13 protein-coding genes are annotated in these 13,059 nt (G+C 61.6%); 11 read left to right on the plus strand and 2 right to left on the minus strand.

The window, feature by feature from the left end; translation table 11 throughout:
* Positions 1-47: 47 nt before the first annotated feature.
* The 5 genes from ACEN84_RS27485 to ACEN84_RS27505 are packed head-to-tail and all read left to right on the plus strand — an operon-like array spanning position 48 to position 4,945.
* Positions 48-1,298, plus strand: coding sequence for an extracellular solute-binding protein (locus ACEN84_RS27485; protein WP_413712394.1), 1,251 nt, complete (start codon positions 48-50; stop codon positions 1,296-1,298).
* Position 1,299: 1 nt separating this feature from the next.
* Positions 1,300-2,235, plus strand: a complete 936-nt coding sequence (locus tag ACEN84_RS27490; protein ID WP_413712395.1) for a carbohydrate ABC transporter permease — start codon at positions 1,300-1,302, stop codon at positions 2,233-2,235.
* Positions 2,236-2,263: 28 nt separating this feature from the next.
* The gene (locus tag ACEN84_RS27495) at positions 2,264-3,094 is read left to right on the plus strand and encodes a carbohydrate ABC transporter permease (protein ID WP_413712396.1); all 831 of its coding nucleotides are present in this window, start codon (positions 2,264-2,266) and stop codon (positions 3,092-3,094) included.
* A gap of 21 nt (positions 3,095-3,115) precedes the next feature.
* A complete protein-coding gene (locus tag ACEN84_RS27500; RefSeq protein ID WP_413712397.1) occupies positions 3,116-4,174 on the plus strand; it encodes an ABC transporter ATP-binding protein in 1,059 nt (352 codons plus the stop codon).
* A gap of 3 nt (positions 4,175-4,177) precedes the next feature.
* Positions 4,178-4,945: an SDR family NAD(P)-dependent oxidoreductase gene (locus tag ACEN84_RS27505; protein WP_413712398.1), complete on the plus strand. Its 768-nt coding sequence runs from the start codon at positions 4,178-4,180 to the stop codon at positions 4,943-4,945.
* 8 nt (positions 4,946-4,953) lie between these two features.
* Here ACEN84_RS27505 and ACEN84_RS27510 read toward each other — a convergent pair whose 3' ends face one another.
* A complete protein-coding gene (locus ACEN84_RS27510) occupies positions 4,954-6,108 on the minus strand; it encodes an MFS transporter (RefSeq protein WP_112711105.1) in 1,155 nt (384 codons plus the stop codon).
* Positions 6,109-6,277: 169 nt separating this feature from the next.
* On the opposite strand from ACEN84_RS27510, the gene ACEN84_RS27515 reads away from it, so the two are divergent.
* The 6 genes from ACEN84_RS27515 to ACEN84_RS27540 all read left to right on the plus strand — a co-directional run bounded on the left by ACEN84_RS27515 (position 6,278) and on the right by ACEN84_RS27540 (position 11,998).
* Positions 6,278-7,030 carry a phosphodiester glycosidase family protein gene (locus ACEN84_RS27515; RefSeq protein ID WP_413712502.1) on the plus strand — a complete coding sequence of 251 codons (753 nt, stop codon included), beginning with the start codon at positions 6,278-6,280 and terminating at the stop codon, positions 7,028-7,030.
* Between the two features lie 154 nt (positions 7,031-7,184).
* Positions 7,185-8,330 (plus strand): extracellular solute-binding protein, encoded by a 1,146-nt coding sequence (locus ACEN84_RS27520; protein ID WP_413712399.1) that lies wholly within the window; start codon positions 7,185-7,187, stop codon positions 8,328-8,330.
* Complete coding sequence (locus ACEN84_RS27525) at positions 8,330-9,220, plus strand: ABC transporter permease (protein ID WP_413712400.1); 891 nt, start codon at positions 8,330-8,332, stop codon at positions 9,218-9,220. Before ACEN84_RS27520 ends, ACEN84_RS27525 begins: the two co-directional genes overlap by 1 nt.
* Entirely contained in the window at positions 9,217-10,047 is an 831-nt protein-coding gene (locus tag ACEN84_RS27530) for an ABC transporter permease (RefSeq protein ID WP_413712401.1), read from the plus strand. The genes ACEN84_RS27525 and ACEN84_RS27530 overlap by 4 nt, the downstream gene beginning before the upstream one ends.
* 33 nt (positions 10,048-10,080) lie before the next feature.
* Complete coding sequence (locus ACEN84_RS27535) at positions 10,081-11,157, plus strand: ABC transporter ATP-binding protein (RefSeq protein WP_413712402.1); 1,077 nt, start codon at positions 10,081-10,083, stop codon at positions 11,155-11,157.
* Entirely contained in the window at positions 11,150-11,998 is an 849-nt protein-coding gene (locus ACEN84_RS27540; RefSeq protein ID WP_413712403.1) for a glycerophosphodiester phosphodiesterase, read from the plus strand. The genes ACEN84_RS27535 and ACEN84_RS27540 overlap by 8 nt, the downstream gene beginning before the upstream one ends.
* On the opposite strand, the gene ACEN84_RS27545 is transcribed toward ACEN84_RS27540, so the two are convergent.
* Positions 11,995-12,825 carry an inositol monophosphatase family protein gene (locus tag ACEN84_RS27545; protein WP_413712404.1) on the minus strand — a complete coding sequence of 277 codons (831 nt, stop codon included), beginning with the start codon at positions 12,823-12,825 and terminating at the stop codon, positions 11,995-11,997. The two genes, ACEN84_RS27540 and ACEN84_RS27545, sit on opposite strands and share 4 nt — an antisense overlap.
* Between the last annotated feature and the right edge of the window lie 234 nt (positions 12,826-13,059).

Here is a 13,059-nt window from a genome sequence, read left to right on the forward strand (position 1 = left end):
TGCTAATGATCGTGAACACGCCCTAGAAAACGAAAAGGGGAGCGCAAATGAGAGTGAGATCGATCGCAGGGCTGCTGACGGCAGCGACAATTGCCTGGGGGCTCTCCGCTCCCTTTACCTATGCAACCGACATTTCCTTCTGGACCTGGCGTCAGGAAGACAAGGCGGCCTACAACGAGCTGTTCGCCGACTTCACCAAGAAGAACCCTGACATCAACGTGAAGTTCGAGTCCTTCCCGGACGAGAACTATCCGACGATCGTCTCGACGGCGCTCGCCGGCGGCAAGGGCGGCGATGTCATCCATACGCATGCCTATGGCTGGCTCGAGCAGTTCGTAAAGTCCGGCTACTTCGTGAAGCAGGACAGCTCCAACATGCCTTCGCTCGCGAATATGTCCGCAGATGCTCTGCTGTCGGGTACCTATCGCGCCGATGGTCAGGTCTATTCGCTGCCGTTTGCCTCGCAGACACTCGGCCTCTTCATCAACAAGGACGTGTTCGAAAAGGCTGGTCTGAAGGCTCCGACGACCTGGGATGAGTTCATCACCGTTTCGAAAGCCCTCAAGGAAAAGGGTATCATTCCGCTTGCCAACGGCCTCGGCACCAGCTGGTTCAACGAAATGTTCGTTGCTTCCTTTACCGGACCGTTCCTCGGCCAGGATTTCGTCTCCGACCTGAAGACCGGCAAGGCGACTTTCAAGGATCCGCGCTATATCGCGGCCCTGAACAAGCTGCTCGAACTGCGCGATTACATGCCGCCGGGCTTCGAAGGCATCGATTACGATACCGCAGGCCAGCTCTTCGTCAGCGGTCGCGCCGCAATGCTTGCCGGTGGCAGCTTCGATATCGCCACCTACAAGGGCGAGAACCCGCAGATCAACATGGGCTTCATTGCTCCGCCGGCTGCCAAGGCAGGCGACATTCCGCAGGCAACAAAGTTCTATGACGGCGGCTATGCGGTCAATGCGGCCTCGAAGAACAAGGAAGCCGCGCTCAAGCTTGTTGCCTGGATGGGCACCAAGGAGTTCGGCGACAAGTTCACCGCACTGCTCGGCAATATCTCGCCGATCAAGGGCGTCGAGGTGAAGGACCCGCTGCTTGCCGAAGTCGCCAAGCTCAACGAGACGGCGATGCCGCATATCAACGTCGTCTATTTCCGCTTCCAGAAGCCTACCGGTTCCGAGTTGCTGCAGACGGACATTACGAAGATGATGTCCGGCAGCATCACGCCCGATCAGCTTGGCGCCGACCTGACCGATGGTCTCGCCAAGTGGTACAAGGCTTTCCAGGGGAAGTAAGATGAACACCGACCGGCGCCGCGCCCCGACCTTTCTGCCGCAGCGCCGGTCGGTGTGGATTTTCCTGCTTCTGTTTCCGGCCTTGGCCGTGATGACGATCTTCGTCGTCTGGCCGTTGCTATCGGCCCTTCGCTTTGCCTTCTACGAATTCAACGGCCTCTTGCCGTCGAATTTCATCGGGCTCGAAAACTTCCGCAAGGTTCTGTTCGAAGAGCCCTACAGCGACTGGACGTACAACGCCTTCTGGCACAACGTCATCGTCTTCGTGTCGTTGATGATATTCGAGAACGGCACCGCCTTCCTGATCGCCTTCGCGCTTCTGAAGGGCTTGCCCGGTCACCGTATCCACCAGGTCATCGTCTTTCTTCCGGTCGTGCTGTCCTCCGTCATCGTCGGCTTTCTCTGGAAGCTCTTCCTTCACCCGCTGTTCGGCCTGGTGAACGGGGCGCTGGCACTGATTCATATTCAGGGGCCGGCCTGGCTCGGCAATGAAAGCACGGCGCTCGGCAGCATCGTCTTCGCCAATATCTGGCATTGGCTGGGCTTTCCGACTCTGGTGCTGCTCGCCGGCATGCAGCGGATTTCCGCTGAGGTCATCGAGGCCGCACGTCTGGATGGGGCAGGGGACTATGTGCTCCTGCGCCGCATCATCTGGCCCCTGATCGCTCCGAGCGTCACGATCGTCTGCATCCTCACCTTCATCGGCAGCTTCAACTGGTTCGAGATCCCCTATGTGATGGCGGGGCTGACAGGTTCTCCCGGCGGCTCGACCGACGTGCTCGGCCTCTATTTCTACCGGACGGCCTTCGGCAGCGTCACCAACGGTATTCAGGATTTCGGCCAGGGCAGTGCGCTTGCGGTGCTGATGTTCCTCTTCGTTGCCGGCTTCTCCTTCGTGGCGCTGCGCTTCCTGCGCCGGCGTGAAATTCAGCTCTAGGCCGCTTAAGCCATTTCCGGGAACCGACATGAAGAATTCCAACGAATGGATCAAGAACGGCTTCATTCAGGCAGTGCTGGTGCTGAATGCCCTGATCATGCTGTATCCGCTTGTGGTCATGGTACTCTCTTCGTTCAAGAAGAACGCCGAGATCTTCACCTCGCCTTTCGCCCTGCCGCAGAGCTTCGGCTTCGATAATCTGCAGAAGGTCTGGGACGAGACGAACTTCGTCCGCTACATGCTCAATTCCTTCGGCGTGACGGCGGCTTCTATCATTCTCATCCTCGTCTTCGGCACGATGGCGGCTTATGCGATCGCGCGCTACGAATTCCGGTTGAGCGGCGCCGTGCTGATGTTCTTCATCAGCGGCATGACCGTTCCCCTGAAGCTGGCGATCATTCCGCTCTTCATCCAGCTCGATGCCCTGCATCTCGTCGATACCTATGCCGGGCTCGTGCTCGTCTATGTAGCGATGGGGCTGCCGTCTGCCGTCTTCATCATGACGGGATTCCTCAGAACCCTGCCGCGTGAGCTCGAGGAGTCCGCCCGGATCGATGGGGCAAGCGAATTGCTGATCATGCTGAAGATCATGCTGCCGCTGGCGCGGCCGGCCATGGTGATCGTGGCGATCCAGAATGCCGTGCCGATCTGGAACGACTTCTTCTTCCCGTTGATCCTGATCACCTCGGACAATCTGAAGACCCTGCCGCAGGGCCTTACCGTCTTCATCGGCGAGTTCACGACGGACTGGGGCGTGATGTTCACGGGCCTGACGCTGGCAGCCCTCCCGATCACGCTCCTCTACATCGTGCTGTCAAAACAATTCATCGCCGGGATCACCCAGGGCGCCGTCAAGTAATTTGAGGAGATATCGATCGCCATGAGCTCAGTGCAGATCCGTAGCGTCAGCAAGAGCTACGCACAAACCAGCGTCATCAAGGATGTCTCTGTCGATATTCCCGATGGCGAGTTCGTCATCCTCGTCGGCCCCTCGGGCTGCGGAAAATCGACGCTGCTGAGAATGATTGCCGGGCTGGAGGATATCAGCGGCGGCGAGATCGCGATCGGTGGCAACGTGATCAATGACGTGGCGCCGAAATCGCGCGACATCGCCATGGTCTTCCAGAACTACGCGCTCTATCCGCACATGACCATTCGCGAAAACATGGAGTTTGCGCTGCAACTGAAGAAGGTGGCAAAATCGGAGATCGATGAGAAAGTCATGCGGGCCGCCGATATTCTCGGGCTTAGGGAGCTCCTGTCGCGCTATCCGCGCCAGCTTTCGGGCGGCCAGCGCCAGCGCGTTGCCATGGGCCGTGCCATCGTCCGCGATCCGAAGGTCTTTCTGTTCGATGAGCCGCTCTCTAACCTCGATGCCAAGCTGCGTGTGCAGATGCGTGCCGAGATCAAGGCGCTGCACCAGCGCCTGAAGACGACCACGGTCTACGTCACGCATGATCAGGTGGAAGCCATGACGATGGCGGACCGCATCGTTGTGATGCGGTCGGGCATCGTCGAGCAGGCCGGCACGCCGCTCGAGCTCTACGATAACCCCGCCAACATGTTCGTTGCTCAGTTCATAGGCTCGCCGGCGATGAACATCCTGGGCGGCCAGGTTGCCGAGGGCGCTTTCGAAACGGATGACGGCGTTCGCCTTTTTATGCCCGCAGCCGCCGTCACGGATGGTAGCAGGATCCATTACGGCATCAGACCAGAGCATATCGTCCTCTCGGACAAGGGCGTCCCGGGAACCGTTCATCTCGTCGAGCCGACCGGCGCCAGCACCGAAGTCATCGTCACCGCCGGTCGCCAGCAGATCACCGTGCTTGCCCATGAGCGCCTGCCGGTGCGCCCGGGCCAGCAGGTTCATCTCGCCTACGACACCGCCAAGGTTTGCCTCTTCGATGAGCGCGAACAGCGCGTCAGGATCGAGGGGTAGGGGATGAGTGACAGGAAGAGCGTGATCATCACCGGCGCCGGGTCAGGGATCGGCGCTGCGACCGCGACTGTCTTCGCCGCCGCTGGCTACGACGTCGTCGTCAATTATAGCCGCAACAAGGCGGGTGCGGACGAAATCGTCGAACAATGCCGGTCGGTTGGCGCCAATGCGGTCAGCGTGCGTGGCGATATTGCCGAGGATGCCGACTGCCGGGCGATTGCCGCAGTAGCCGTCGAACAATTCGGACGGATAGACGCCCTGGTCAACAATGCCGGCGTCACCCGCCAGGCACCTGCCGGCGATCTCGAGGCATCGAATGCCGAAGATTTCGACGCGATCTTCCGCGTCAACGTTGCCGGTACCTACCAGATGATCCGCGCGGCGGCGCCGCATCTGCAAAAGGCGGCGCTCGGCTCCATCGTCAACGTCTCCTCGGATTCCGCATTTTCCGGCGACGGCTCGTCGCTCGCCTATGCGGCGTCTAAAGGGGCGGTCAACACCATGACGCGCGGCCTTGCCCGGTCGCTGGCGCCCGCCATCCGCGTCAATGCCGTCTGCCCCGGGTTCGTCGATACGACCTGGGCACTCGCCTGGCACGACAAGCCGTCATATGAGGCCTTCAAGGCAGGCCTGATCGCCGCCGCGCCGCTGCAAAGCATGCCCGCAGCAGCCGATATCGCCGAAGCGATCTTCTGGCTCACGGAGAAGGCAAGCTGCATCACTGGCCAATGCCTGGTGATCGATAGCGGTGCTGGCCTCGTCGGCGGCTGAGGCTCGCCTCAAGCCACCGCCAGCTTCCGCTGTGCGGAAAGCGCCCGGATGCAGGTCAAGGCCAGGATGATCACCGGCAGGCAGACGAGGTAGGAGGAGCGGATGCCGAAATGTTCGGCGACGAAGCCGAGGAGTGGCGGGGCGAGGAAGAACACCACGAAGGACATCTGCGCGAGGGCCGCGACGTTGAGATGTGAGGCGCGGTCGCGGCGCTGGGCAGCCGCCGAGACTGCAAGCGGGTAGACCGCGCTGCAGCCTGAGCCCATCAGGGCGAAGCCGAGGAGTGCCACATATTCATGCGGCGCCAGCCAGACGGCGGCGAGGCCTGCGGCCGACACCAGAAGCAGCACGAAGGCGACGTTTCGCGAGCCGAAGCGGTCGACGAACGGGTCGGCGAAAAGGCGGGTGACGGCCATGAAGAAGGTGAACAGCGTCAGGCCGAGACCACCGATGAAGGGCACGGACTGGAAGACGTCGCGCATGTAGATCGCCGACCAGTCGATGCCGGCACCCTCGACGAGGAAGGCCGCGATACCGATGGCGCAAAGCGGCAACAAGCCGCGCGTCGGCAGCGCGATGTGGCCGGCATCCGCATGTTCCGCCGTCTGGCGCACCGGCGCGTTCTGCATGCCTGAAATGGCGATGGTGCCGACCACGAGGACGAACGCGAAGGTCAGGCCGAGATGCATATGGACCGAGACTTCGGCCTGGCGAAGAGCCGCAGATACCAGCGCGGTGACGAAGAAGCCCAGGCTCCAGAAGCCGTGGGCGCGGTTCATCACGCCCTTGCCGAGCCTTGCCTCGACGCGGTCGATCTCGACATTGAGATTGATCTCCAGCGCGCCGGCCAGCAGGCCTTCGCAGAAGAGGATCGCGAAGACGAGGGGCGCGCTGCCCGCCCAGGGAACGAGCGCGAGCAAAGCGGAGGTCCCGAGAACGGTCAGGAATGCGGTTTTGCGGGCGCCGAAGCGGGCGATCAGCGGCGAGGAGAAGGTCAACGACACCAGCGCGCCGATCGCAGCGCCAATCAGCGTCAGCCCGAGTTCCGATTTATCGACCTGCAGGCTCTCCTGCAGATCGGGCAGGCGTGATAGCATCGCGCCCATGGAGACAGCGAACAGGAAGAAGCAGATGTAGATCCGCTGCTGCGGCTGGATTGACATGATGCCTCGCGGTCTTCGGCTGATGGTTGCGCCCGCTTCAGGGCGTACAAAGAGAAGTCGTCAGTAGCACAGGAAACCGGATCGGTGGAAGGCCGCTAACATATTGCTAAAATTTGAAAATCCGTGTTGCTTTCATGCTACGGTCTTCGGCGCTGCAGTCCTCGCTCTCCTGTCGTTCTTCACGCCCGTCATCGGCATCCGCACCGCGGTTGCGCAGGAGAGCGCACAGATATGCGAGAGAAAGCCGTTCGAGCAGCAGTCCTATATCGTCTGCTCGCCGGACGCCGCCAAGGGTAGTTTGCAGCTCTTCTGGAGAGGCGCCGATGGTCAGCCCTACCGGACATTCTCGCAGCTGGCGGACAGTTTGACGGCGAAAGGCAAGACGCTGGTCTTTGCGATCAATGCCGGCATGTATCAGCCGGATTTCACGCCGCTCGGTCTCTATGTCGAGAACGGGCAGGAACTCCGCCCGGCCGAGATGGGCACCAGGACGGGCGAGCCGGGCAAGATCCCGAATTTCTACAAGCAGCCGAACGGCGTTCTCTATTGGGGCTCAGCCGGGGCTGGCATCCTTTCGACTGACGGGTTCATCAAGCAGAAGCCGGCTGCGGAATTCGCGACGCAATCCGGTCCGATGCTGGTGATCAACAATAGGCTGCACCCCGCACTGATCCCCGGTTCGTCCGACCGCACGCGCCGGAGCGGCGTGGGTGTCTGTGACGGCGGCAAGGTCCGCTTTGCGATCAGCGAAGACAGCGTGAACTTCCACGATTTCGCCCGCTTTTTCCGCGATGGCCTGCATTGCCCGAACGCTCTCTTCCTCGATGGCGGCAATGGCAGCGGCCTCTTCAATCCGGCGCTCGGCCGCAATGACTATTCCTGGCACGGCGGATATGGGCCGATCGCTGGATTTGTTCAGTAAGCGATCCAGATAATGCTCTTCAGAGCCCGGCATTCCGGCCAATAAATGCACAGGCGTGCAAAAAGTGCATTTTTGTCATTGCCGTGTCACGCGGCAGCGATAGCTACCTCCCGAAAGGCTCGCCGGGGAGCAGCCTGCAGAAGAGGAAAAGGTCATGAACAGACGCGAATTTCTTATCACTTCGTCGGCCGCAGCGGGCCTCCTGGCAATGCCGCGCTTTGCTTCTGCAGCCGGAGAGACGATCGATCTCTATAGCGGCTCCGATGCCAACATCATCGATTTCTGGTCGAACATCGTGGTCCCGGCCTTTTCGAAGGCTCACCCCGAGCTGGCGATCAAGGTCACCGACGCCGGCGACAATACCGGTCTTCGCGCCATCGCCGACCGCGGCCTCGCTGCTCTGAAGAGCAAGACCGATCCGCAGGCCGACATTTTCGAACATTTCGACCCGCGCCTTCCGGCTGGCGGCATCGATGCCGGCCTCTGGGTCAAGTTCTCGGCCGAGAACATCGAGGGCTTCGATCACGTCAACCCGCTGAGCGTCGATAGCGAATATTCGCTGCCCTATCGCGGCTCGCAGGTTCTGCTCGCTTACGACACGACCAAGCTCGACCCGAAGAACGCGCCGAAGACCTGGGAACAGCTGACGGCCTGGATCACGGCGAACCCGGGCCAGTTCATCTATAACCGTCCTGACAAGGGCGGTTCCGGCGGCAATTTCGTTCGCCGCGCCATCCATGAAGCCAATGGCCGCGACCCGAAGAAGTTCACCGTCGACAACTTCACCGCCGACTATGCCAACCAGACGCTGACGCCGGCGTGGAAGATCCTGACCGATCTCGCCCCGTCGCTCTACGAGAAGGGCGCTTACACCGCCGGCAACACGCAGTCGATCCAGCTTCTGGCACAGGGCGTCGTCACCATGACCCCGGTCTGGTCCGACCAGATCCTGCAGGCGATCGCGCAGGGCGTTCTGCCCGAGGCGACCGGCCTCGTTCAGCTGAGCGACCTCGCGCTCTGCGGCGGCTTCTCGCGCATGACCGTCTTCTCGAACGGCGCTCACAAGGATGCCGCGCTGAAGCTCGCGGCCTTCCTGCTTACCAAGGAGATGCAGGAAGCGATCATCACCGAGATCGGCGGCTTCCCGGGCGTTTCCTGGGATCACATCTCGGACGAACTGCGCAAGAAGTACGCCGACGTCATCCCGACGACCATTCCGGTCTTCCCGAGCGGCGATTGGGAAACCAACATCAATGACGGCTGGTACCGCAACGTCGCTCCGAACATCAGCCGCACCTGATGCGCAGACGGATACCGGTACAATCGCCGGCGCGTGAAGGCGCGCCGGCCAAGAGTGCCTCGGCGGGGCTGCTTCTGGTCGCCCTGCCGGTTCTGCTTCTCGGCTGGCTGATCGTCTACCCGATCATCTCGGCGGTCATGGGCACGATCTTCGTGCGCCAGGCGGATGGAAGCTCTGAGTTTTCGCTCGCTTCCTACCAATTCTTCTTCACCGACAGCTACAGCCTCGCCAATCTCTGGGTCACGCTCTGGACCACCTTCGTCTGCGGCCTGCTGCTCGTCGTCATCGGCTTGCCGATCGCGCTCTACCTGCGTTTCTCGCAGGGACGGCTTGCCGGCTATGTCCAGGGGCTGGCGATCTTCCCGATGTTCGTGCCGTCGATCATCCTGTCCTACGCGCTGATCCGCACCATCGGTCCGAACGGCACCGTCGACATCCTGTTAAATGCCGTCGGCCTGCCGAAGCTGCCGTCGCCTTATCTGACGCCCTGGGGACCGGTGATCGGCCTCGTCTGGGACAACCTGCCGCTGACCGTGCTGATGCTGACGGCCGGGCTGAGCAGCATTTCGAAAAGCTCGATCGAGGCCGCACGCGACGTCGGCGCTAAGCCTTTCCGCGTCTTCATCTCGATCATCATGCCGCGCATGGGCAATTCGTTGCTGGTCACCGCATCCTTCGCCGTTCTCGGCATCTTCTCGTCCTTCACGCTGCCTTACGTGCTCGGTCCGGCTTCGCCCGAGATGATGGGTCCGTTCATGCAGCGCACCTTCTCCGACATGAACGATCCGCTGAACGCGCTGACGCAGGCCGTCATCTCATTCGCCTTCTGCCTCGTCTTCGGCATCTTCTATGTGCGCTCGATCGCCAGAAACCGGGAGGGCCGCCGATGACGCCGGTTGAAAACACCGCTTCACGCGCCGGGATCGACTGGACCGGCATCTGCTTTGCGGTCCTGCTGACGCTGTTCATCGCGCTGCCGCTGGTCGTCGTCGGCACTTGGGCCTTTACCGAGGTTTGGCGCTATCCCTCCGTCATTCCGCAGCAGTTCGGTCTGCGCTTCTGGCATCAGACGCTGTCGCGTGCCGATGTCTGGGATGCGCTGACGCTGAGCCTGCGGCTGACGGCGACGGTCACCGTCCTTTCGGCGATCATCTGCCTCCCGGCGGCCTATGCCTTCGCGCGGATGAAGTTTCCGGGCCGCAATATTCTCTTCCTGTCCTTCCTGGCGTCGCACGCCTTCCCGAAATTCGGCCTCTTGGTGGCGATCGCCGGCATCTTCCTGCAGCTGGGGCTGATCAGCACCTTCTGGGGCGTCGTGCTGATCCAGCTCGTCGGCACGTTGATGCTGATGATCTGGATTCCGGTTGCGGCTTTCCAGAATGTCGATCGCCGGATGGAGGAGGCAGCGCGGGATGCGGGCGCCACGCCGCTTCGGGTCTTTTGGTCGATCACCCTGCCGCAGGCGGGACCGACGATCGCCGCCGCTCTGCTTCTGACCTTCGTGGGCACCTTTTATGAAACCGAGGGCGCCTGGCTGATCGGCGCGCCTGAGATCCGCACCATGCCGGTGCTGATGATCACCTTCATCAACAACCAGATCGTCGTCCAATATGGCGCCGTGCTTTCGGTGATGCTCTGGGTGCCGTCCTTCATCGCCTTGATGTTTGCCCGACGCGTTGTCGGAACGGGTGCATTCGCCCGGGGCTTCGGTGCATAGTATGATTGGGTTCTGCCCGAAGAGAGGCTGCAAATGGCACGTTTGACGATCAACGGCGTTTCGAAGAGCTTCGGCACGTCTTTCGCCGTGCGCGATTTCTCGCTCGATGTCGAGGATGGCGAGCTCGTCTGCCTTCTCGGCCCCTCCGGCTCCGGCAAGTCGACGTTGCTGCGCATGATCGGCGGCTTCGAACGCCCAACCGGCGGTTCCATCCTGATCGACGCCAAGGATGTTACCGGCCTCCCGCCGGAAAAGCGCCCGACCGGCATGGTTTTCCAGAGCCATGCGCTCTGGACGCATATGGACGTGTTCAACAACATCGCCTTCGGCCTGAAGCTGCGGCATTTGCCAAAAGCGGAAATCCGCGACCGCGTCGAAGGCGCGCTCGAGCTCGTCGGTCTCTCGAACTACGGCAAGCGCCAGACCACACAGCTCTCCGGCGGGCAACAGCAGCGCGTGGCGCTGGCGCGTTCGCTGGTGCTGGAGCCGAAGATCCTGCTGCTCGACGAGCCCTTCGCCAGCCTCGACCAGCATCTGCGCGAACGCTTGCGCGAAGAGGTCAAGGATATCCAGCAGCGCCTCGGCATCACCACTCTGTTCGTCACTCACGGGCAGGATGAGGCGCTGGCGCTCGCCGATCGTATCGTCGTCATGCGCGACGGTGGCACCGAACAGATCGCGCCACCCGATATCATCTATCGCGAGCCGCAAACCGCCTTTGTTGCCGGTTTCATCGGCTCGATGAATTTCGTCCGCACGACGGTCAGGAACGGGATCAGCGAGCATCCGGCCTTTCCGCTTTCCGTTCCGGTCAGCGACGGTGAGGTGGAGATTGCCTTCCGGCCCGAGGCGCTGTCGCTTTCGCCTTCGGAGAAGAAGGCTGCATCGGTACATCGCACGATCGATTTCGGCACCCACAAGCTTGTCGATATCGATCTCGCCGACGGCAGCCGCCTGAAATCGATGACCGCGCCCGATACCAATTGGTCGAAGGGCAGTTTCGTCGAGCCGAAAGTTGCAGCTTACTTCGCATTCCGCGATAACGGCCTCGTCTATCAATCGCCGCAAGCCGGCCATCAGGGACAGAGGCAAGTATTCGGTCATGTCTGACACCAAGGGCGTAGCAATCAAGACGGACGGGCATCTCACCTGGCTAAAGTGGCACCGCGGCCACCGGCAGGCCGGTGATATCTCCTTCACGCGCCAAAGGATCGCCGAGGGCATGGCGCTTGGCGCCAGCGTCGAGATCGATCTTGTCTGCTTTGCGGGCGATGGCTTCGCCGTCCTGCATGACGACGTGCTGCATCCGGCGACGACGGGGGAGGGCGCTGTCGCCGATGCCTCGGCCGATTGTCTCCGCAGCCTCTATCTTCGCGACCACGAGGGCCAGCCGACCGGTAACCCGGTCATGCTGATCGACGATCTCGGGCGCTTGCTCGAGGAGATCGATTGCCATCCGGATGCGGTGCTGCAGCTCGATCTCAAGGAATATTCGGTTCGCATCAGCGAAGCCGATGTCGCCGCCTTTGCCAAGGCGATCTCGCCGGTGGCGAAATCGGTCATTCTTTCAGGGGGTGATGCGGTGGCCGTCGAGCGTTTGTCGCGCGCCGTCCCCGCCATGCCCGTCGGCTACGATCCCTGCCATGACGGCGCCATCGAGCGTCTCATGGAAAGCCGCGATTTTGCGGGCTTCGTCGCCGGTGCTCTCGAGGCTGCGCCGAAGGCCACGATGATCTATCTGCATCACAAGCTGGTATTGTTTGCCGATGCGGCAGGCTTCGACATGATCGGCGCCTTTCATCAGGCCGGCCGGACGATCGACGCCTATACGATCAATCGCGCCATTCCCGATGTCCTGCCGGATGTTCGCCGCCTGCTGGCGCTGAAGGCCGACCAGATCACCACCGATGACCCGGTTGGCCTCGACGCATTGATCGCGTCCAGTCACTAACCTCCGCGAAAGCCGTCGACCAGCCAGGAATGGACCGCGGTGTTGGCCGCGAGGATATCGCCATTCGGTGTCACCGGGCCGCCGGAAAAGGCAGAGACCTTGCCGCCCGCCTCTTCTACCAGCAAAGCCGATGCGCCGTAGTCGTGCAGGGACAGGCCGTCCTCGAAGAAGCCATCCAGACGCCCGCACGCGACATAGGCGATGGAGAGCGCTGCCGAGCCGAGCCGTCTCACGCCAGCCGTCTGGTCCATCAGCCGCTGCAAGGCCGAGAGATAGGTTTCCTTCTTCACCGCCTTGACCTGGCCGGGGACGGGCAGGCCTGCGCCGATCAGGACGTTCTCGATGTCGCCATTGTCGATACAGCTGATCTTCTCGCCGTTGAGATAGGCGCCGCGGCCCACTTCCGCGCTGAAGAGTTCGTCGAGCATCGCGTCATAGACGACACCGGCGACGACCTTGCCGTGTTCGGCAATCGAGATCGTCATGCCGAAATGCGGAATGCCCCAGGCATAGTTGGTGGTGCCGTCGATCGGGTCGATGTAGATGATGGGCGTATCCGGCCCCGCCTGACGGTTGCCGACGGCTTCCTCGCCCTGGATCGCATAACCGGGAAAGGCCTTCACCATCTCATCGACGATGATGCGCTCGACGGCGACATCGATTTCGGTCTGGTAGTCACGCGGCGCCTTGGCGAGCATCTCGGTGATGCGGCGGCGCTTGAGCGAGGATCTGGCGAGCTCACCCGCCTTGAGGACGGCGCTTGCAAGCAGCTGAAGGCGTTCGGAGGCGCCTGACGGGAGGCGATGTTCGGCACTGGGAGATGTCATGGGAACCTGTGGGGAAGGATTCTATTCCATTTGCATGCCGACCCATTGCAGAGGGACATGACAGTTTTGCGACCCTAGGGCCGAAATGCCTTAAGGTCATGATCTCATTTGGAACTGAAGCCTTCGCAGTCAAGCGCCGGCATGCCAATCCAATGCCGAATGCCGCCTGTGATACCGGCGTATTCATTTCGCGGCGGCGATGTTTTGCCGTTCTGCCGCGGGCGGTCAGCAACC

Source organism: Rhizobium sp. Rhizsp82 (genome assembly GCF_047325115.1).
In the GTDB taxonomy this organism is placed as follows: Bacteria; Pseudomonadota; Alphaproteobacteria; order Rhizobiales; family Rhizobiaceae; genus Rhizobium.